This window comes from Streptosporangium sandarakinum, assembly GCF_050942225.1.
Classification (GTDB): Bacteria; Actinomycetota; Actinomycetes; order Streptosporangiales; family Streptosporangiaceae; genus Streptosporangium; species Streptosporangium nondiastaticum.
On record NZ_CP192034.1, the window covers coordinates 1,989,718 to 2,008,963 of the forward strand.

Below are 19,246 nucleotides of genomic sequence, written 5' to 3' on the forward strand. Positions count from 1 at the left end.
TCGATGACGGCACCTCTCGACACGGAGCCCGCCGCCGCGACCGCGGTGGCGGGCCCCGCCACGGAACGCAGCGCCCATCGGGGGGTGCTGCGCTACGCGCTGACGAAACTCGGCGGGGCCCTGCTCAGCATCGGCATGGTCATCGTCGCGACGTTCTTCCTGTTCCGGCTGATCCCCGGCGACCCCGCGATCGCCTACACGCGCGACGTGCCGCTCAGCCCGGACCAGCTCGACCTGCTGCGCCGCCAGATGGGCCTGGACAAGCCCCTGATGCAGCAGTTCCTCGACTTCGTGCTGCGGACCCTGCGCCTGGACTTCGGCACCTCCTACGAGTACCGGCGCCCGGTCCTCGACCTCATCGGCGAGCGGCTGGGTCCCACGCTGGTGCTGGTCGGCACCGGCCTGGTCATCTCGGTCAGCCTGGGCCTGTGGCAGGGCACCCGGGCGGCGTGGAAGCACGGCAGCCGGTTCGACCGGATGTCCACCGGCGTCTCGCTCGTGCTGTGGTCGGTGCCGACGTTCTGGCTCGGCCTGCTGCTGCTGATGGTCTTCGCCGCCGGCATCGGCCCGATCCCGGGGATCTTCCCCACCCGCGGCATGGAGGGCGTGGACGCGCCCGACGGCCTGGCCTACATCCCGCACGTCGCCATGCACCTGGTGCTGCCGTGCCTGACCCTGGTCGCCGTGGTCTACGCCCAGTACCTGCTGGTCATGCGGTCCTCGCTGCTGGACGAGATCGGCCAGGACTACGTGACCACCGCCCGCGCCAAGGGCCTGCGCGACGACCAGGTTCGCCGCCGGCACGCGGTGCCCAACGCGCTGCTGCCGACCATCACGCTGGTGTTCATCAACATCGGCTTCGTCGTCGGCGGGGCGGTTTCGGTGGAGACCGTCTACTCCTGGCCGGGCCTGGGCCTGCTGTTCTACGAGGCCATCAAGGGCCCGGATTTCGCCGTCATGCAGGGGACGTTCATCGTGGTGTGCACCGCCGTGATCATCATGAACACGCTCGCCGACGTGGCCTACCGCGTCCTGGACCCGAGGGTGAGGTCGGCGTGAGCACTCCGAACACCGCGAACCCGGGGAACACCGGAAGCACCGGGAACCCGGGCGGCGGAAGCACGACCGGCGCGGGGAACACGGCGGGCACCGCCGGCACCGTCAGCACCGCCGGCTTCGCCAGGGCCCGCCGCAGGCTCGCGCTGGCGCGCTTCTGGCGCGAGTACCGCCGCCAGCGCGCCGGACTGTACGGCGCGGCGATCCTGATCGTGGCCGTCGTCCTGGCCCTCCTGACCCCGCTGCTCACCGACTCCGCCGGACTCGACGTCACCCAGGCGACCGGGGCGAAGATGGCCCCCCCGAGCCTGGAGTTCCCGTTCGGCACCGACGAGTCGGGCCGGTCGGTCCTGCTGATGGTGCTGTGGGGCTCGCGGGTCTCGCTGCTCGTCGGCTTCCTGGCGGCGCTGCTCAGCATGGTCATCGGCACGGTGGTCGGCATCGCGGCCGGCCACTTCCGAGGCTGGACCTCCGCCGTGCTGATGCGGATCACCGACTGGTTCCTGGTCCTGCCCTCGCTCGTGCTGGCCCTGGTGCTCGCGGCCATCCTCGGCGGCAGCATCGCCACGATCATCGTGGCGATCGGCGTGACGTCCTGGGCGTCCACGGCCAGGCAGATCCGGGCGCAGACGCTGTCGGTGGAGGCCAGGCCGTACATCGAGCGGTCCCGGGCGCTGGGCGCCGGGCACTGGCACGTCATGACCCGCCACGTGCTGCCGAACGTCGCCCCGCTGGTGCTGGCCAACACCACCCTCCAGGTGGCGCACGCCATCGTCACCGAGTCGACGCTGGCCTTCCTCGGCGCCTCCTCCGGCCAGGTGTCGTGGGGCGGCCTGCTGCGCGGCTCCTACGACTGGGGCGCCGCCACCGCCGGAGCCTGGTGGTACATCCTCGCGCCGGGTCTGTGCATCGTCGCGGTCGTGATGGCGTTCACGCTGTGCGGCCGGACACTGGAGGCCGTACTCAACCCACGCCTGCGGGGAGTTTCCCGATGAGCCTGCTTCAGCTTCGCGACGTCTCGGTGACCTACCGGGTCGCCTCCGGCGAGGTGCCGGCCGTACGGGGGGTCTCCCTGGACCTCGCGGCCGGCCAGGCCCTCGGCGTCGCCGGGGAGTCGGGGTCGGGCAAGTCGACGCTGGCCATGGCCCTGCTGCGGCTGCTGCCCCGCGACGCCCGGGTGACCGGCGAGATCCTGCTCGACGGCGAGGACGTCCTCACCATGAAGTGGGGACGGCTGCGCGCGGTCCGCTGGGCGTCGGCGTCGGTCGTCTTCCAGGGGGCGCAGCACGCCCTGAACCCGGTGCGCCGCATCGAGGAGCAGATCGCCGAGCCGTTGCTGGTGCACGGCAAGGCCACCGCCGCCCAGGCCCGTCGCAGGGTCGCCGAACTGCTGGAGCAGGTCGGCCTGCCCGCCTGGCGGGGCCGCAACTATCCGCACGAACTGTCGGGCGGGCAGCGCCAGCGCGTGATGATCGCCATGGCGCTGGCCTGCTCGCCGCGCCTGATCATCGCCGACGAGCCGACGACCGCGCTGGACGTGATGATCCAGGCGCAGGTGCTCACACTGATCCGCTCGCTCATCGCCGAGCACGGCATCAGCATGATCATGATCTCGCACGACCTGTCGGTCCTGGCCTCCATGTGCGACCGGCTGGCGGTCATGTACGCGGGCCAGGTGGTGGAGCACGGGCCCTCGCGGGAGGTGTTCGCCGGCGCCCGCCACCCCTACAGCCGCGCGCTGTCGGCTGCCTTCCCCACGGTCGGCGACCCCGCCTCCCGGCTGGCGCCCCGGGGCCTGGCCGGCGACCCGCCCGACCCCATGCACCTGCCGTCCGGCTGCTCCTTCCACCCGCGCTGCGACGTCGCCCTGCCCTCCTGCGCGTCGCGGCCGATCGAGCTGTGGCCCGCCGGGGAGGGGCGCCGGGCCGCGTGCGTGCACGTCCTGCCGGACCCGGCGCTGCCCGAGGACCTCCCGGCGGGCTCCGGGGAGGTCCCGGACGGCTCCGGGGAACCGCCGAACGGGGCGCACGCCGTACCGGCCGGCACCGGCGGAGGCGGCGTGGAGATCGGCACGGGGACCGGCACGGGAGAGCACGGCGCCGACGCCGTCGAGCACGACATTCCGGTCATGCGACCGGCGAAGGAGGTCCAGTGAACGGGCGAAGCGGCGGCACGGACGCCGAGACCCCCCTGCTGGAGGCCCGTGACCTGCACGTGGAGTTCAACGCGCGCGGACGGCGCGCCCGCGCGGTGGACGGGGTCAACCTCGCCGTCGGCCGGCGGGAGATCATCGCCCTGGTCGGCGAGTCCGGCTGCGGCAAGACGACCCTGGCGCGCACCCTGCTCGGGCTGGAGCGCCCCACCTCCGGTGAGGTCCGCTACGACGGCGCCCCGCTGAACTACTCCTCGCGGGCCCTGAAGGCCTACCGGCGCGAGGTGCAGCTGGTGCTCCAGGACCCGATGGGGTCGCTCAACCCCCGGCACACCGTCTACGAGGCGGTGGCCGAGGGACCGCGCATCCACGGCATGGCCGACGAGCACGAGCGGGTCGTCTCGGCGCTGTCCCGGGCCGGGCTGCGCCCGCCCGAGCGGTTCCTGCAGTCCTACCCGCACGAGCTGTCCGGCGGCCAGCGCCAGCGCGTCGTCATCGCCGGCGCGCTGGCCCTCGACCCCGGGGTGCTGATCGCCGACGAGCCGGTGGCCTCGCTGGACGCCTCGGTGCGCGGAGAGATCCTCGCCCTGCTGCTGCGGCTGCGCGACGAACTGGGTCTGTCGGCGCTGGTCGTCACGCACGACCTCGGGCTGGCCTGGAACATCGCCGACCGCGTCGCGGTGATGTATCTCGGCCGGATCGTCGAGGCCGGGCCCGTCGAGCAGATCCTGACCTCGCCGTCGCACCCCTACACCCAGGCGCTGCTGTCGGTGCTGCCGGAGTCGCCCGAGCCCGTGGTGCTGGGCGGCGAGCCGCCGGACCCGACCCGCATCCCCGGCGGCTGCCGCTTCCACCCGCGTTGCCAGGTCCTCGCCTCCGGCGCGGCGGCCGAGGCGGGGGTGGACGGGCGGTGCAGGTCCCAGCTCCTGGACATCCTGCCCGCCGCGCCGTCGTCGGGGGAGGCCCACGTGGCCTGCCACTACGCGGAGGCCACCGCCCCGGCCCGCTCCTGACGCCCGCGCTCTCCGAGCCCGCCGGGACATACACCGGCTCCCGGCGGGCACATCTTCCCCGCACGAGGAGGAGGGGAACACATGTCACAGCCAGAGGAGAACAGGTCGCTCGCCGACCGGCGGGACGATCCCGAGGCGTACGCCGAGCCCGACATCGCGGGCGAGTTCACCACGTCGGAGACCGACCCGGCGGGCCAGCCGGAGTCCGACCCCGACGAGCACGTCTACGGGGAGGCCGAGGGCTACGAGAGGCCGACCGAGGCCTGACACGGCCCTCGGCCCGGCACGGCCTTCGGCCCGGCACGGCCTTCGGCCTGACACGGCCTTCAGCTGGACACGGCCGCCCGCGCGGCCCGCCGTACGGACGTCCGGAGCGCCTGGAGCGTCCGGGGCGGGCCGCGCCGGCGCGGTCAGAGGCCGGGGAGACGGCCGTTGCGGAAGAGATCCACGAAGAGCTGGTGGTCGGCCCTGGCCCGCGCGCCGTAGGCGTGCGCGAAGCCGACGAGCATGGCGGTGAAGCCGGCCGCGTCACCGCCGATCACCGCGACGATCGCATCCTCGGTGGAGAAGTCGACCAGGTCGTGGCTGGACTCGTCGTCGGCCACCGAGTGCATGCGGGCCACCGCCCGGCCCAGGTCCTCGATCACCGAGGCGAGGTCCTCGGGCTCGTTGACGTCGCCCCAGTCGAGGTCGGCGGAGTAGGGGGAGACCTCGGCCACGAGCTGGCCCACGCCGTTCAGCGTGGTGTGGCCGAGCCAGGGGTCGGCGTACGCCTGCAGGGCCCGCTGCGACTCGGCCGTACGGTGGCCCTGGTGCCTGAAGTAGCCGCTCACCCGCTCGTCGGTGATGTACCGGGCGACCGCCGGGACCTGCGCCTGCTTCATGTAGAGGATGACGTCGTTCTCCAGGGCCTGGGTGTGGCCCTCCAGCAGCATGTTGTACGACGGCAGTCCCGCCGAGCCGATGCCGACGCCCGTGCGGAGCGCGAAGTCCTTGATCCTGTGCTCGACCGGCGAGACCGTGGGCAGCGTGGTCAGGTAGTCGCGGAAGGCCGCCTCCACCGCCTGCCGGGTCTCGTCGTCGATGGGGCGGCGGCCCTCCATCACGGCGAACCTGCGGTCGAAGTCCTCGACGGTGGTCTCGGCGTCCAGCAGCGACACCCGCGTGTTCAGCCGGGCGAGCTGCAGCACCCGGTGGAGCACCCCGGTGGTGGTCTCCAGGGTCAGCGAGCCGATCGCGTCGTCCCCGCCCTCGGAGATGGCGGTCAGCTCGGCCAGGTAGGCGTGGGCGAAGCCGGTCACCAGACCGGTGATCGCCTCGTCCGACAGGGCCTTGGCGTACCCGATGAGCGCGACGCTGGCCGCGAACCGCTTGAGGTCCCAGACGTAGGGGCCGACGTACGCCTCGTCGAAGTCGTTGACGTTGAAGACCAGGACGCCCGAGGCGTTCATGTAGGTCCCGAAGTTCTCGGCGTGCAGGTCACCGTGGATCCACACCCGCCTCGTCCGCTCGTCGAGGAACGCGTCGTCGGCGAACGCCCCCGTCATGTCCGCGTAGAACAGGGCCGCGCTGCCGCGGTAGAAGGCGAAGGGGGAGGCGGCCATCTTCCGGAACTTGCGCCGGAAGGCGGCGGGGTCGCGCTTCATGGCGTCACCGAACTCGGTGACCAGCACGTCGAGGATGTGGGCCGAGCGCCCATCGTCGGTCATGGCGCGCACGATAGGGGGAACGGGAAGGCCCCGCCAACCCGGGGTGCCGGCATCCTGGAACCGCGAGGTCACGGGCGGGTACGGGACGTCGGAACGGGCCGGATGCGATGGGGGCACGAGCCGAACGCGGCGGGACGGGTCCGCTCCGGTGCCGGTCCGGACGGAGGTCAGCCGGCGGGCGGGGCCGAGGCCGTACCGAGAACGAGGACGGAGATCGGGGTGGGGATCCCGGCGAAGACGAACCGGTCCAGCGCGGTGATGGTGAACCCGGCCGCCCGGACGGCCGCGGCGCTGTCCCGGCCGGTGTGGCAGCCGCCCGCCAGCCGGGGCCAGACCGTCGCGTCCAGCAGGCGCTGGACGCGGGCCAGGCCGGGGAGTCGGCGCGCACGTGCTCCAGGAAGCGCAGCCGCTCGCCGGGGACGAGCACCCGGCGCACCTCCCGCAGCCCGGCCACCGGGTCGGGCAGCGAGCACAGCACCAGTGACGCCACCGCGGCGTCGAAGCTCCGGTCCCGGGCGGGAAGCCGGTCGGCCAGCCCGGCGACCACCTCGACCGGGACCGGAGCCCGGCGCGCGGCCCGCGTGGCCCGGCGGCGCAGCTCCGGCTCCGGCTCGACGGCGAGCACGCCGGTCACGGCCGGTGGGTAGTGGGCGAAGTTCAGGCCGTTCCCCGCCCCGACCTCGATCACCCGGCCGGACAGCCCGGCGAGCAGCTCCCGGCGGCGTTCGGCCAGGCCGAGCCGCTCCAGCACCTCGCTGACGCCGGTGTAGCAGCGCGCGAAGACGGGGTGCCGCACCGCCGTCCCGCTCACCGCCCCACCTCCGTCCTGCTCACCCCGGCCACCGGCGCGCCGTCCCGTCTCCCCGGTCCTCGCCCGCCACCGCGGCTCGGTCCCTCCGCTCCCCACGTCTCCGTCGCCCCACCGGCGCGGCGACGGGTACGGCGGGCCGCCGCGGGGAAGGACGCCGGATACGGCGTTGACGATGTTCCGGTTCTCCCCCCGGTGACGAGGGTGGTGTGGCCATGAGAATCGCGGGCGCCCGCGTGCTGATCACCGGCGCGTCGTCCGGCATCGGGGCCGCGACCGCGCAGGCCATGGCGGCGGCCGGGGCCCGCCTGGTGCTGGCCGGCCGCGACACAGGCAGGCTGGACGCCGTCGCCGCCGGGACCGGCGGACGGGCGCTGGCCGGCGACCTCGTGACGGACGCCGCGGACCTGGCCCGGCGCGCCGGGCCGGTGGACGTCCTGGTCGCCAACGCCGGCGCCGGGTGGGCCGGACCGTTGGAGACGATGCCGGACGACGCCATCGAACGCCTGGTCGCGGGCAACCTGACCGCCCCCATCCGGCTGACCCGCCTCCTGCTGCCCGCCATGGTGGAACGCGGGCGGGGACACGTCGTCTTCGTCGCGTCGATCGCCGGGGCGGTCGGCGTGCCGGGGGAGGCGGTGTACGCGGCGACCAAGGCCGGCCTCCTCTGCTTCGCCGAGAGCCTCCGGTACGAGCTGCGCGGGGTCGGCGTGTCGGTCGTGCTGCCCGGCGTGGTGGACACCCCGTTCTTCGAACGGCGCGGCACGCCGTACACCCGCCGGTGGCCGGCGCCGATCCCCGCCGAGCGGGTCGCCCGGGCGATCGTCGCGGCCGTCGAGCGCGGCCGTACCGAGTCGTACGTCCCCGGCTGGCTGCGCTTCCCGGCCCGGCTGAGGGGCGCGGCCCCCGGCCCCTTCCGGGCGCTCGCCGGGCTGTCCGCGGAACGGTGACCGCCGCCGCGCACCCGGCGGTGACCTCCGCCGGGTGCGGGACGGTGGCGCCCCGGGGGCCGGTTCAGGCCTCGCGCAGCGCACGCAGCGACTCCCGCAGGGAGGACAGCGTGGCGAAGACGGCCGTCGGCTCGTACCCGCAGTGGGCCATGCAGTTGGCGCACCGCGGGTCGCGGCCCCGTCCGTAGGAGTCCCAGTCGGTCTCCTCCAGCAGCTCCCGGTAGGTCGCCGCGTAGCCGTCGGCCATGAGGTAGCAGGGCCGCTGCCAGCCGAACACCGAGTAGGACGGGATGGCCCACGCCGTGCACGGGAAGTCGGCCCTCCCCTCCAGGAAGTCCAGGAACAGGGGTGTGTGGTTGAACCTCCACCGCCGCCGGTTCCCGCCGGAGAACGCCTTGCGGAACAGCTCCCGCGTCTCCCGCACGCCGAGGAAGCGGTCCTGGTCGGGCGCCTTCTCGTACGCGTACCCGGGGGAGATCATCATCTGGTCGACCTTCAGCTCGTCGTTGAGGTAGTCGAGCACCTCGATGACGGTCTGCGGGCTGTCGGTGTTGAAGAAGGTGGTGTTCGTGGTGACCCGGAAGCCGCGCCGCCGGCACTCCCTGACCGCGGCGACGGCCGCGTCGAACACCCCCTCCTTGCACACCGACTCGTCGTGACGCTCGCGCAGGCCGTCCAGGTGGACCGTCCAGGCGAAGTACGGCGAGGGCTCGAACTCGTCGATCTTGCGCGGGATCAGCAGCGCGTTGGTGCACAGGAACACGTACTTCTTCCGGGAGACCAGTTCCCGGACGAGCTCCCCGATCCGCGGGTGCATCAGCGGCTCCCCGCCCGCGATCGACACCATGGGGGCGCCGCACTCCTCGGCGGCGGCCACGGCCCGCGCGACGTCCATGCGCTGCTTCAGCACCCCCGCGGGATGCTGGATCTTCCCGCAGCCCGAACAGGCCAGGTTGCACGCGAACAGGGGCTCCAGCTCCAGCAGGAGCGGGAACCTCTTCCGCCCGCGAAGTCGCTGGCCGAGGATGTAACCGCCGATGCGCAGGCACTGGCGTACTGGCATCGCCATCCGGATCACCCCTCCCTGGATGACGGAAACGGACGTTCTTCCCGGGGCACGGAGCCGTCGTCCGCCTCCGGGCCTGTTCTGCGGCCGGCGCCCGTCGCGCGGCCGGTGTCCATCGAGTGGCCGACACTCGTCGCGCGGTCGGCGCCCGTCGCGCGGTCGTCGTCCGTCGGGTGGTCGGCGCCGGAGGCGTGTGCCGCCCAGCGGGCCAGCGCCGGGCCGATCCGCCGCAGCACCCGGTACGCCACGACGCCGTACGCCGGGACCGCCCACGGCGACCGGACGTCGGCGATGACGCGCAGCGCGGCGAACGGCAGGTCGCCCGCCGCCTCCGCGAGCGGCCAGGTCTCCATGTCGACGGCCAGCGCCCCCCGCTCGGCGAGCAGCCCCCGTTCGGCGCCGGTCACCACGTGGTCGCAGGTCACCAGCGGCCCGGTCCGCACCGGCAGGCCGTGCCGGGCCAGCTCGGCGGCGAGGAACGGCGCCCAGGGGCAGGGCAGCGCCCGCTCCCCGAAGCGGACCTCGGTCGCCACCAGCACGTCGCCCGCGCGCAGGTCCTCCCGTACGGCGCCGCCGAATCCGGCCACGGCCAGCGCGTCCGCGGACGGCAGCCGCGCCGCCGCCCGCGCGGCCCGCTCCGGCCCCATCCCGGTGCGGAGCACCAGCGCGTCCCCGGCCGGCAGGCCGTGCCGTACGGCCCGCGCCTCGATCCCCAGGGCGGTGCAGACCAGCAGGGCGGTCACGGCGGGGCCTCCCCGCCGGTCCGCCGCTCCCGGCGCAGGTAGCGGCCGAGCGCGCTGACCGGGAAGACGAGCCGGTAGAGGTGGTAGTTGATGGAGAAGTCGCCGGGGAAACCGGTCCCGGTGAAGTACGGCTCGTCCCACGTGCCGTCCGGCCGCTGGTTGTCGGCCAGCCACGCCACGCCCCGGTCCACCGCCGGCGAGCGTTCCCCGGCGGCGAGCAGCGCCAGCAGCGCCCACGCCGTCTGCGAGGGCGTGGACGCGCCGCGCCCGATCCACGCCGGGTCGGTGTAGGAACGAAGGTCCTCGCCCCAGCCGCCGTCGGCGTTCTGGTGGCGCTCCAGCCAGGCGACGGCCCGCCGGATCCAGGGGCCGTCCGGCCGCACGCCGGCCGCGACGAGCGCGGGCACCACCGCCCCGGTGCCGTAGACGTGGTTGACGCCCCAGCGGCCGAACCACGACCCGTCGGCCTCCTGCGCCCGCAGCAGCCACACCACGGCCCGCCGCAGGGCGGGGGAGCCGGGGGCCTCGTGGGCGAGCGCCTCGGCGACGTGGGCGGTGACGTCGGCGGACGGCGGGTCGATGACCGCGCCGAAGTCGCAGAACGGCAGCTTCGTGCACAGCACCCGGGTGTTGTCGGCGTCGAAGGCGCCGTAGCCGCCGTCGCGGGAGGCCATGCCGGTCATCCAGCGCACCGCCCGGTCGACCGCCGGCCGCACCCCCGGGTGGCGCACCCGGCGCAGGGCGAGGACCGCCTCGGCGGTGTCGTCGATGTCGGGGTAGCCGTCGTTGTCGAACTCGAACGCCCACCCGCCGGGCGGCAGGTCCGGCCGCCGTACCGACCAGTCGCCCGGCCCGCGGATCTCCTCGGCGAGCACCCAGTCCGTGGCCCGCAGCAGGGCCGGGTGGTCGCCGGACAGGCCCGCGTCCAGCAGGCCGTTGACCGCGAGCACGGTGTCCCACACCGGCGACTGGCACGCCTCCAGCCGGCGCGTCCCGGCTTCCCTGATCGTGAAGCGGTCGATCCCCTCCACGCCCTTCCGCATCACCGGGTGGTCGAGGTGGTAGCCCTGGAGGTGAAGGGCGATCAGCGAGTACACCCAGGGCGGCTGGATGCCGCCCCACGACCCGTCGGCCTCCTGCCGCGCGACGATCCACTCGGCGGCGCGGCGCAGCGCGGCCCGCCGCAGGCCCGGGACGGGCCGCCGCTCGTACCCGCGCAGGACCCGGTCGAGGGCGGCGAACGCCGCCTCCCATCCGGGGCGGGGCCACCCACCGGGCCGGCGGCCGGTGCGCAGCTCGTCCAGGTCGAACGGGAGCGGCCGCACCGGCCGATGGGCGGCCACGACGGTGAGCGGCACGACCGTCTGCCGGGCCCAGCAGGCCCAGTCGTAGACGTTGAGCGGGAACCACGGCGGCAGGAAGATCATCTCCGGGGGGAGCGCCGGAAGCCGCTCCCACGGCCACCGCCCGAACAGCGCCAGCCAGATCCGGGTGAACACCCGGGCCTCCTCGACGCCTCCCATGTCCCGGACGAAACCGGCCGCGGCCCGCATGTGGGCGGCGTCGGGCGGGTCGCCGGCGAGCCGCAGCGCCGTGTACGCCTCCACCGTGGTGGACAGGTCGCCGGGCCCGTCGTGGAAGGTGGCCCACGTCCCGTCGCCGCGCTGCTCGGAGCGGATCCACCGGGCCGCCGCGGCGGTGTCCTCCTCGGTGCGGATGCCGAGGAACTCCCGCAGCAGCAGGTCCTCGGCGTCCATGGTCACGTTGGTCTGCAGCTCGCCCTTCCACCACCCCTCGGGGGACTGCAGGCCGAGCAGGTGCTCGCACGCCGCGTCCAGGGCGAGCGCGGCGCGTCCGGCCAGGCCGGTCGTCCCGGCCGGTGCGACGGTCACGGCGGACGCGGCGATCACCGGGGCGGCGAGGGGCACGGCGGTTCCGGCGGCCGGGACGGCCGGGGTGATCGCGGGGACCCCGGCGACCCCGGCGACCCCGGCCCCTTCTGCGACCCCGGTGGTTCCGGTGGTCGCGGTGGCCCCTCCGGTGTCCCCGGCGGTCTCGGTGGTCATGTCAGTGCCTCCCGGTGGTGGGACGTCCGGGGAGATCGGGCCGCCGGCCCGCCGAGGTGGCGTCCGGCCAGGCGGGCCGCGCAGAGCCCGCTGCGCACGGCGGCCTCCATGGTGTCGGGCCAGCCCGTGTCGGTCCACGCGCCGGCGAGGAAGACCCCGGGCCACCGGGTGGCGGCTCCGGGACGCAGCGCGCCGCTGCCGGGACGCTGGCGGAAGGTGGCGCGACGCTCCCTGGTGACGAAGAAGTCGACGATCTCGGCCCGCCGGGCGGCGGGGAAGATCCGCTCCAGCGCGGGCTCGAACACGGCCCGCAGCAGCGCGGTGGGCGTGTCGATCCAGCGGTCCGCCGCCGAGACCGACACGGCGAGGTACTGTCCGCGTTCCAGCCCCGCCACCCGCGACCGGTCGAAGACCCACTGCACGGGAGAGCCCACGACCGCCGCGAACGGCGTCTCGGTGACCCGCCGGTCGTAGACGATGTGCACGTTGACGATCGGGCTCGCGTCCAGGCCGCTCCAGCGCCGGACGCCGGGCACGGCGTCCTCGGGGAGCAGCGCCGCGGCCTGCTCGTGCGGCGCGGCCACGATGACGGCGGACGCCTCGATTCGGCCGCCGCCCACGGTGACCGCCGGACCCGGCCCGACGGCGGTGACCTTCGACGACAGGTGCACTGCGCCGCCGAGCCGCTCGACGGCGGCCCGCGCCGCGGCGCCGTGCAGCTCGCCCAGGGGTACGGCGGGCAGCCCGATGTCGGCCGCGTCCGCCCGGCCGAACAACGCCGTTTTGAAGACCATCGCGGCCGGGCCCAGGGCCACGTCCTCGACGGCGGCGTTCAGCGCCGCCATCGCGAACAGCTCCCACAGCGCCCGCCGCGCGGCTTCGCTCTGCCCGTGGGCGGCCAGCCAGCTCCCGAGGTCGATCCGGTCCAGCGCGGGGTCCGCCGGGTCGAGCCGGCGCAGGGCCAGCGAGGCCCGCATCGCGCGCAGCCGGTCGGCCGGTCCCAGCAGCGGGTACCGCGCCAGCGCCGGCAGCAGGTGGAACGGCCCCGGCAGGGCCGTGCGCCGCAGCCGCCCGGACCGCCCCCAGGGGGTGAGCACCGGCACGTCGAACCGGTCCTGCAGGTGCACCAGCCCGGTGCGGCCGAGCCGGTCGAGCAGGCCCCGGTAGGCCGTGCAGCAGCGCAGGAACACGTGCTGGCCGTTGTCGACCGTCAGGCCGCCGCGGTTGAAGGAGTGGGTCGCGCCGCCCAGCCTCGGCCGGGCCTCGAACAGGGTCACGCGGTGACCGGCCTCCCCGAGCGCGACGGCGGCGGCGATGCCCGCCAGGCCGCCGCCGACGACCACGACCGGAGCGCCGTCCCGCGCCGGGACGCTCCCCGCCGGAGGGTCCCACGCCGGGCCGTCCGGGGCGCCTGCCCCGGGACCGCCCGGCACCGTACCGCCGCCCCTCATCGGACCGTCCCCGCGAGCGCGCCCACCGCCACCATCGCCTTCCGCCACGGGGGCAGCGACAGCCGCGTGGCCAGCGCCACGGCGGGGTCCGCCGCGATCCCGCCGAGCAGGCACCGGTAGATGCCGGCCATCGCCGCCGTGCACGCCGCGCTGCGCCCGTCCAGTACGGGCAGCAGGCGCATGCCCTCGGTGAACCAGGCGCGCGCCCGGTCGGCCTCGAACCGCACCAGGGCGGCGAGCCGGTCCGGCGGGTCGGCGAGCCCGCCGGAGGAGTCGACGTCCAGGGTGCACCCGAACCGGTCGAGATCCTCGGCGGGAAGGTAGATCCGCCCGGCCAGCCGATCCTCGCGCACGTCCCTGAGGATGTTCGTGATCTGCAGCGCCACCCCCAGCGCGTCGGCCAGCGGCTCGGCCTCGCGGACGTCCCGGTCGCCCTGGACGCCGAAGACGCCGAGCGACAGCCGCCCGATCGACCCGGCGACGCACCGGCAGTACGCCAGCAGCTCCTCGAACCGCGCGTAGCGCGTCCCCCGCACGTCCGCGGCGCACCCGTCGATCAGCTCCCCGAACGCCCGCAGGGGGATGGGGTAGCGCAGGGCGGCGTGACGCAGCGCGACCAGCACCGGGTCCTCGGGGCCGGGCGGCGGCAAGCCGGGCGCGGCGCGGACGCCGGACGGCTCCGGCACCCCGGAGCACACCGTGTCCAGTGCCGCCCGCGCCTCGCGCAGCCGCGCGAGACGCCGCTCGGCGGGCTCGTCCCCGTCGGCGATGTCGTCGATCCGGCGGGCGAACGCGTAGACGGCGCTGAGCGCGCGGCGCTTGGGCGGCGGCAGCAGCCGCATGCCGTAGAAGAAGTTGCGCGCCTCCCGGCTGACGACCTGCTCGCAGTGCCGGTAGGCGTCAGAGACGTCCACGGCCGCTCCCCCCTCGTGTGCCTCGTGCCAGGACGCCCAGCCACGTCGAGAGAAGCCGGACGCGGTGCGGGCGCACGGCCCGCCCGACGACGTCGTGACCGGCCCGTCTCAGCGCCGCGACGGTGGCCCTGCCGCCCGCGACGTAACCCGCCACGGCGACGCGGGCGACGCCTCCCATCGAGGAGACGAGCGGTTCCCCCTCGTCGAGCAGCCGTTCGGCCCGCGTCGTCTGGAGGGCGACGACGTCGCGCAACCTCGCCGGGGTGGTCTCCCCGGCGAGGTCGCGCTCGCCGCAGCCGAACCGGCGCAGGTCCTCCTCGGGGAGGTAGACGCGGCCCCGCGCGTGGTCCTCACCCACGTCCTGGCAGTGCTCGACGATCTGCAGCGCCGTGCAGACGCGGTCGGACAGGGCCATTCGCCCGGCGGTCGCCAGGCCGAAGACGTGCAGCACGATGTGGCCGACGGGGTTCGCCGACAGCTCGCAGTAGGCCAGCAGGTCCTTGAAGGTGCCGTACCGGCCGACGGTCTGGTCGCGCCGGTTGGCCTCGACCAGCCGGTGGAACGGCTCGGCGGGGACGGCGCGGGTCTCGACGACCGGTGTCAGGGCGCGGACGACCGGCAGGCGGGGGAGCCGCCCGGTGTACAGGAGATCGAGGTCGGCGTCGACGTCGTCGAGCAGCCGCAGCGGGTCGCGGACGTGGCCCTCGTCACCGACGTCGTCGACGAACCGCGCGAAGCCGTACACCGAAAGGAGGTGACGGCGGATATCGCGCGGCAGTACCAGTGCGGCCACCGGGAAATTCTCCCCGTGTGCTTTGGGCGTGATGCCCGCCGCATCGTCCTCCCCCGAATGCATGAACAGAGGATGTCCCTCGTCGTGCAGGGCAAACATGGGCTTGCGGCCCATTGATGTTTACCGGAAATGAGGTGGGAGAGCGTTTGATGTTTTGCCCTTGCCTAGTCATTGGAAAGCGCCGGGCTTTTCCTTCCGGGTGGTAGGTAGTGGATTGTCATGAAAGCCGTTCCAGGGGCCCGGGGCGTTTTCCGCGTCGCCGGTGTTCCCCGGCGCGGCGGTCTCGGGGGCGTCGTGGAGGACCGGGTGCCGGCGGACGGCGCCGCGGGAGCCGCTGGAGCCGCTGACGCCGTGGTCCCGCAGCGGTCCGACCCGCAGGCCCGCGGAGCGGCAGCGCGCCACCAGCTCCGGCAGGGCGCCGAGCCCCGAGCGCCAGGACCCGGGAGCGGAGGTGTGGTCGGAGTCGTGCAGCAGGAGCGTGGCCCCGCCGCGCAGGCCGGGGGCCAGGGCGGCCAGTACGGAGGACGGCGTCGCCGACCGGGTCCAGTCGCGACCCCAGGCGGTCCACAGCACCGGGCGCAGGCCCAGGACCCGCGCGGCGACCAGGGCCTCGGCGCTGAGCACGCCGTAGGGCGGCCGGTACCAGATGGGGCGGACGCCGGTGACGTCCGCCACCAGCCGGGCCGCCGCGCCGATCTCGGCCGCCGTCCGGCCCGGCGCGGCGGCGAGGGCGTTGCCGTGGTGCCAGCCGTGCACCGCGATCTCGTGGCCGTCGGCGACGACGCGCCGGCCCAGCGCGGGATGGCGTTCGAGCATCTCGCCGAGCACGAAGAACGTGGCCCGGCAGCCGAGCCGCGCCAACTCGTCGAGGAAACGCGGGGTGGAGCGCGGGTCGGGCCCGTCGTCGAAGGTCAGGGCGACGTGGTCGGCCGCCCCCGCCCCGGCCAGTCCGGGCAGCAGGCGCCGTACGGCGGGCAGCCAGGTCGCCGCCGGTCCCACGTGGAGCAGCGCCAGGCCGGCGACCGCCAGTGCGGCACGACCCGGCGCTCCGGGCGTGTGCGCGGCCGGCGCGGCACGGCCCGCCTTCCCGGGGCCCGTCCTCCCGCGACCCGGTTCACCGGAGCCGGCCGGGACCGGCGCGGAACGTCTCACCCCTCAGAGTCTGCGCGAGAGGGGACGCGATGCCAACGCGGCGCACGGTGCTGATCCTCAGCGCGAGCATGGGCGCCGGGCACGACGCGGTCGCGGCGGAGCTGGCCAGGCGACTGTCGGCCGGGGGCGTCGACGCCGAGGTGGCCGACGTGCTGGAGCTGCTGCCGCTCCGGCTCGGGGCGGGACTGCGCCGGTGGTACGGCTGGATGATGCGCTCGGCCCCCTGGATGTACGCGCTGATCTACCGGGCCTTCTTCACGCCGGGCCGGACGCCCCCGGTGTCGCCGCTGACGCTCCTGGCCGCGGCCGGGCTGCGCCGGCTGGTACGCCGCAGGCCGCCGTCCGAGGTCGTCTCGACCTTCCACCTGGCCGCGCAGGCGGCCGGGCACCTGCGGCGGCGCGGCCTCCTGCGGGCGCCCAGCACGGTCCTGCTGACCGACTTCGCGGCGCACCGCCTCTGGCTGCACCCGGGCAACGACCGTTACCTGTGCCCGGACCGGGCGACCGCGCGCGCCGTGCGGGCCGTCACCGGCCGTCCGGCCGCCTGCCACGCCCCCGTCGTGCGACCGGAGTTCCGCCGCCCCGGCCCCGGCTCCACTCCCGGATCGGGACCGGACAACGGCCCCGGCCCCGGCTCGGTCCCTGACACCGGTCCCGGTACGGCGTGGCTCCCGCCCGGCGCGCGGGCGGGGGAGCGGCTGGTCCTGGTCTCGGCGGGTTCGTGGGGCGTGGGGGAGGTGGAGGAGACGGCCGGCGTCCTGGCGGGTTCGGGACGGTACGTGCCAGTCGTGCTGTGCGGGCGCAACCGGGAGCTGCGCCGCCGCCTGGCAGGCACCGCGATCGCCCTCGGCTGGTGCGACGACATGCCGGGGCTGATGGCCGCCGCCTACGCGCTGGTGGACAACGCGGCGGGTCTGACGTGCCGGGAGGCGATGGCGGCCGGGGTGCCGGTCCTCTCCTGCCGGCCGATCCCCGGGCACGGCAGGGACGGCGTCCTGGCCATGGCGCGAGCCGGGCTGAGCGTGTACGTCCCCGGCCCAGGGGAGCTGCCCGCCGCGCTGGACCGGCTGGGGCGCGACGGGGAACGCGACCGGCGGGCGGCCCGGGCGGCGGCGCTGTTCGCCGCGCCGCCCGTCGAGTCGTTCTTCGGCCTCGCGGACCCCCTCGTCCGGTTCATCCCTGGATGAACCGCGAGCGGGCCAGCCGTACGGTGCCATAGAGGATCAGTCCAAGGCCGGCCAGCTCCGCAACGATCCACGGACCCAGCCGGATCGTCTCGTCGAACAGCGCGACGCCGTACACGATGCTGATCACCGGATCGACGACGCTGAGCGCCGGCTGCACGACCACCAGGCTTCCGCTTCGCAGCGCCTCCTGTAAGAGCACCACGCTCACCAGGCCGGCCGCGACCATGGCGTACGGCGACCAGGTGGTCAGCACCCCGGTCCCCTCCGCGGAGAGGACATGGGTGGCCTCCTTCATCAGCGTGGCGGTGAAGGCGAACCCCAGGGCGGAGGCGGTGCCGAGCAGGGCCGCGCGGAGGTGTCCGCGGGAGGCCCTCGCCGCCGCGATGAGACCTCCCATCACGCAGACCGTCACCGTGACGGTGATCAGCCATTCGTCCGGGTCGGGATAGCTCCGCCCGGGTGAGGGGGAGGCGGCCACCAGCAGGAGGGCGAGTCCTCCGGTCAGGGAGCCGATGGCCAGCCACGTCTCCGGGTTCGGCCGGATATCGAAGATCTTCGCGGCGAGGGCGATCGTGAAGGGCAGCTCGGTGATGAGGAGGGGCTGCACGAGCGTGAGGCCGCCGGTGGCCAGCGCCGCGGCCTGGAAGAGGAAGCCTCCGATGAGCGCGCCGATGCCGCCCAGCCACACCGGGTTCCGCACCAGCCGCCAGGCCAGCGTGAAACCGGACACCCCGCTCTCCGGGAGGGCGCGTGCCGCCTTGCGCTGCAGCACCGAGGCGGTGGCGTTGCACGCGGCGGCGCACAGGGCCAGGATGACCGCGATCATCGGCTTTCCACGTTCCGGCCCCCGGCCGCGCGGTGACCGGGACCACCGGATCGTGCCGTTCGCTCCATGGTGCTGTGGTACCCAGGGCGACACCGGGTCAGAGGCCGTAGTTTTTCAAGGTGATCGCCTCGGCCGTCCTGCGGGCCCCCTTGGCGATCATGCCCTTCCACGGCACGTACGGCAGCAGCCGGTAGTTCTGGCTCATGAACCAGGCGACGAAGCGGTTCTCCGGGACCATCACCTTCGCGGTCCCCTCGGCCCCCTTCTGGCAGCCGTCGGCGTAGCCGCGCATCTCCTCCTCATAGCGGGCGAACGCCGTACGGTGGTCGCCGCCGGCCGCCGCCAGCTCCCCGGCCAGGACGTACGCCCCCACCATGGCCATGCCGGTGCCCATGCCCGACAGCGGCGAGGGGCAGGCGGCGGCGTCGCCGAGCAGGACGGCCCGGCCCCGCGACCAGCCGTCCACGCGGACCTGGCTGACGGAGTCGAAGTAGAAGTCGGGCGCGTCCCACATCGCCTCCAGCAGCCGCGGGGTCTCCCAGCCGACCCCGGCGAACGCCTCGGCGAGGATCTTCTTCTGCTGCCCGGTGTCGTGGCGGTCGTAGGGCTGCTTCGGCGAGCCGAAGTAGAACGTGGCCTTGGCCTCGGTGTTGTTCCGGGAGCTGTAGAGGCCGACGAGCCTGCCGGGGGTGTTGTACAGGTGCCCGGTGTGGTCGAGCCCGAGGAAGTTGTCGGTGGTGAAGACCGCGCAGTGCAGCCCCAGGTCCTTCACGTACCGGGACTCCGGGCCGAAGGCCAGCGAGCGCACCGTCGAGTGCAGGCCGTCGGCGCCCACCACGAGGTCGAACCTGCGGGGCGCGCCCCGCTCGAAGGTGACCTCGACGCCGTGCTCGTCCTCCGTCATGGCGGCTATGGAGTCGCCGAAGACGTACTCGACGTCGTCCCGGGTCGCCTCGTACAGGATGCGGGCCAGGTCACCGCGGAGGATCTCGATGTCGCCGCTGAAGAGGTCGGCGGGCATCGCGGCCAGCTTCTTCCCGGATTCGTTGACGTACCACATCGCGCCCATGCCCGTCCGGGCGCGCCGGACGTCGTCCAGGATGCCCATCCGCTCCAGGACGGTCAGGTGGGCCCGGCCGCGGAAGTCGACCGCGTAGCCGCCGTCGCGCAGCGCGGGCGCCCGCTCCACCACGGTGGGGTTGAAGCCGTGACGGCGCAGCCAGTAGGCGAGCGCGGGACCGGCGACGCTCGCGCCGGAGATCAGGACGTTCTTGCTCTTGAGCCGCGAAGTGGTGTTCATGACGGCAAGCCTGTCCGGGGGCGCTCACCGCGCCCTCACCCCCGCCGCACCGCCTCCCGC

The 19,246-nt window shown here is 74.6% G+C and carries 17 protein-coding genes and 1 pseudogene; 7 read left to right on the top strand and 11 right to left on the bottom strand.

What is annotated here, in order from left to right:
• Positions 1-3 precede the first annotated feature (3 nt).
• The 5 genes and pseudogenes from ACQP10_RS09350 to ACQP10_RS09370 all read left to right on the top strand — a co-directional run bounded on the left by ACQP10_RS09350 (position 4) and on the right by ACQP10_RS09370 (position 4,488).
• A complete protein-coding gene (locus tag ACQP10_RS09350; protein ID WP_346020752.1) occupies positions 4-1,059 on the top strand; it encodes an ABC transporter permease in 1,056 nt (351 codons plus the stop codon).
• The gene (locus tag ACQP10_RS09355; RefSeq protein WP_386150410.1) at positions 1,056-2,051 is read left to right on the top strand and encodes an ABC transporter permease; all 996 of its coding nucleotides are present in this window, start codon (positions 1,056-1,058) and stop codon (positions 2,049-2,051) included. The genes ACQP10_RS09350 and ACQP10_RS09355 overlap by 4 nt, the downstream gene beginning before the upstream one ends.
• Positions 2,048-3,004, top strand: a pseudogene (locus tag ACQP10_RS09360) (ABC transporter ATP-binding protein); the annotation flags it as partial. The gene ACQP10_RS09355 and the pseudogene ACQP10_RS09360, both read left to right, overlap by 4 nt.
• A 203-nt stretch (positions 3,005-3,207) precedes the next feature.
• Positions 3,208-4,221, top strand: coding sequence for an ABC transporter ATP-binding protein (locus tag ACQP10_RS09365; RefSeq protein WP_433541227.1), 1,014 nt, complete (start codon positions 3,208-3,210; stop codon positions 4,219-4,221).
• An 81-nt stretch (positions 4,222-4,302) separates the two neighbouring features.
• Positions 4,303-4,488, top strand: coding sequence for a hypothetical protein (locus ACQP10_RS09370; RefSeq protein WP_389956069.1), 186 nt, complete (start codon positions 4,303-4,305; stop codon positions 4,486-4,488).
• A gap of 143 nt (positions 4,489-4,631) precedes the next feature.
• Here the strand turns inward: ACQP10_RS09370 and ACQP10_RS09375 are convergent, their stop codons facing one another.
• Together ACQP10_RS09375 and ACQP10_RS09380 are read right to left on the bottom strand one after the other, a co-directional pair.
• On the bottom strand, positions 4,632-5,930 hold the full coding sequence (locus ACQP10_RS09375) for a DUF2252 domain-containing protein (protein ID WP_346020748.1): 1,299 nt from the start codon (positions 5,928-5,930) through the stop codon (positions 4,632-4,634).
• Complete coding sequence (locus ACQP10_RS09380; RefSeq protein ID WP_433541228.1) at positions 5,872-6,741, bottom strand: class I SAM-dependent methyltransferase; 870 nt, start codon at positions 6,739-6,741, stop codon at positions 5,872-5,874. The genes ACQP10_RS09375 and ACQP10_RS09380 overlap by 59 nt, the downstream gene beginning before the upstream one ends.
• 212 nt (positions 6,742-6,953) lie before the next feature.
• On the opposite strand from ACQP10_RS09380, the gene ACQP10_RS09385 reads away from it, so the two are divergent.
• Positions 6,954-7,688 (top strand): SDR family NAD(P)-dependent oxidoreductase, encoded by a 735-nt coding sequence (locus ACQP10_RS09385; protein WP_433541229.1) that lies wholly within the window; start codon positions 6,954-6,956, stop codon positions 7,686-7,688.
• A 64-nt stretch (positions 7,689-7,752) separates the two neighbouring features.
• Here ACQP10_RS09385 and hpnH read toward each other — a convergent pair whose 3' ends face one another.
• The 7 genes from hpnH to ACQP10_RS09420 are packed head-to-tail and all read right to left on the bottom strand — an operon-like array spanning position 7,753 to position 15,873.
• Complete coding sequence (gene hpnH, locus ACQP10_RS09390; RefSeq protein WP_179818931.1) at positions 7,753-8,757, bottom strand: adenosyl-hopene transferase HpnH; 1,005 nt, start codon at positions 8,755-8,757, stop codon at positions 7,753-7,755.
• Positions 8,758-8,762: 5 nt separating this feature from the next.
• Positions 8,763-9,497, bottom strand: coding sequence for a hypothetical protein (locus tag ACQP10_RS09395; protein WP_433541230.1), 735 nt, complete (start codon positions 9,495-9,497; stop codon positions 8,763-8,765).
• The gene (shc, locus tag ACQP10_RS09400; protein ID WP_433541231.1) at positions 9,494-11,563 is read right to left on the bottom strand and encodes a squalene--hopene cyclase; all 2,070 of its coding nucleotides are present in this window, start codon (positions 11,561-11,563) and stop codon (positions 9,494-9,496) included. The genes ACQP10_RS09395 and shc overlap by 4 nt, the downstream gene beginning before the upstream one ends.
• A complete protein-coding gene (hpnE, locus tag ACQP10_RS09405) occupies positions 11,560-13,014 on the bottom strand; it encodes a hydroxysqualene dehydroxylase HpnE (RefSeq protein ID WP_390002526.1) in 1,455 nt (484 codons plus the stop codon). Before hpnE ends, shc begins: the two co-directional genes overlap by 4 nt.
• On the bottom strand, positions 13,011-13,928 hold the full coding sequence (gene hpnD, locus ACQP10_RS09410; protein WP_399499760.1) for a presqualene diphosphate synthase HpnD: 918 nt from the start codon (positions 13,926-13,928) through the stop codon (positions 13,011-13,013). Before hpnD ends, hpnE begins: the two co-directional genes overlap by 4 nt.
• Positions 13,915-14,835 (bottom strand): squalene synthase HpnC, encoded by a 921-nt coding sequence (gene hpnC, locus ACQP10_RS09415; RefSeq protein WP_433541232.1) that lies wholly within the window; start codon positions 14,833-14,835, stop codon positions 13,915-13,917. The genes hpnD and hpnC overlap by 14 nt, the downstream gene beginning before the upstream one ends.
• A gap of 54 nt (positions 14,836-14,889) precedes the next feature.
• Positions 14,890-15,873, bottom strand: coding sequence for a polysaccharide deacetylase family protein (locus tag ACQP10_RS09420; RefSeq protein WP_433541233.1), 984 nt, complete (start codon positions 15,871-15,873; stop codon positions 14,890-14,892).
• Between the two features lie 29 nt (positions 15,874-15,902).
• Here ACQP10_RS09420 and ACQP10_RS09425 point away from each other — a divergent pair, with 29 nt between their 5' ends.
• Positions 15,903-17,060: an MGDG synthase family glycosyltransferase gene (locus tag ACQP10_RS09425; RefSeq protein WP_433541234.1), complete on the top strand. Its 1,158-nt coding sequence runs from the start codon at positions 15,903-15,905 to the stop codon at positions 17,058-17,060.
• On the opposite strand, the gene ACQP10_RS09430 is transcribed toward ACQP10_RS09425, so the two are convergent.
• Together ACQP10_RS09430 and ACQP10_RS09435 are read right to left on the bottom strand one after the other, a co-directional pair.
• Positions 17,047-17,886 carry a DMT family transporter gene (locus ACQP10_RS09430; protein WP_179818921.1) on the bottom strand — a complete coding sequence of 280 codons (840 nt, stop codon included), beginning with the start codon at positions 17,884-17,886 and terminating at the stop codon, positions 17,047-17,049. The two genes, ACQP10_RS09425 and ACQP10_RS09430, sit on opposite strands and share 14 nt — an antisense overlap.
• Positions 17,887-17,983: 97 nt before the next feature.
• On the bottom strand, positions 17,984-19,186 hold the full coding sequence (locus ACQP10_RS09435) for an FAD-dependent monooxygenase (protein ID WP_346020738.1): 1,203 nt from the start codon (positions 19,184-19,186) through the stop codon (positions 17,984-17,986).
• Positions 19,187-19,246 lie beyond the last annotated feature (60 nt).

Coding starts and splice junctions, on each gene's coding strand:
- hpnC (WP_433541232.1), bottom strand. CDS start 14,835: ATGGGCCGCAAGCCCATGTTTGCCCTGCACGACGAGGGACATCCTCTG.
- ACQP10_RS09435 (WP_346020738.1), bottom strand. CDS start 19,186: ATGAACACCACTTCGCGGCTCAAGAGCAAGAACGTCCTGATCTCCGGC.
- shc (WP_433541231.1), bottom strand. CDS start 11,563: ATGACCACCGAGACCGCCGGGGACACCGGAGGGGCCACCGCGACCACC.
- ACQP10_RS09385 (WP_433541229.1), top strand. CDS start 6,954: ATGAGAATCGCGGGCGCCCGCGTGCTGATCACCGGCGCGTCGTCCGGC.
- ACQP10_RS09430 (WP_179818921.1), bottom strand. CDS start 17,886: ATGATCGCGGTCATCCTGGCCCTGTGCGCCGCCGCGTGCAACGCCACC.
- ACQP10_RS09350 (WP_346020752.1), top strand. CDS start 4: ATGACGGCACCTCTCGACACGGAGCCCGCCGCCGCGACCGCGGTGGCG.
- ACQP10_RS09370 (WP_389956069.1), top strand. CDS start 4,303: ATGTCACAGCCAGAGGAGAACAGGTCGCTCGCCGACCGGCGGGACGAT.
- hpnH (WP_179818931.1), bottom strand. CDS start 8,757: ATGGCGATGCCAGTACGCCAGTGCCTGCGCATCGGCGGTTACATCCTC.
- ACQP10_RS09425 (WP_433541234.1), top strand. CDS start 15,903: ATGCCAACGCGGCGCACGGTGCTGATCCTCAGCGCGAGCATGGGCGCC.
- ACQP10_RS09375 (WP_346020748.1), bottom strand. CDS start 5,930: ATGACCGACGATGGGCGCTCGGCCCACATCCTCGACGTGCTGGTCACC.
- hpnE (WP_390002526.1), bottom strand. CDS start 13,014: ATGAGGGGCGGCGGTACGGTGCCGGGCGGTCCCGGGGCAGGCGCCCCG.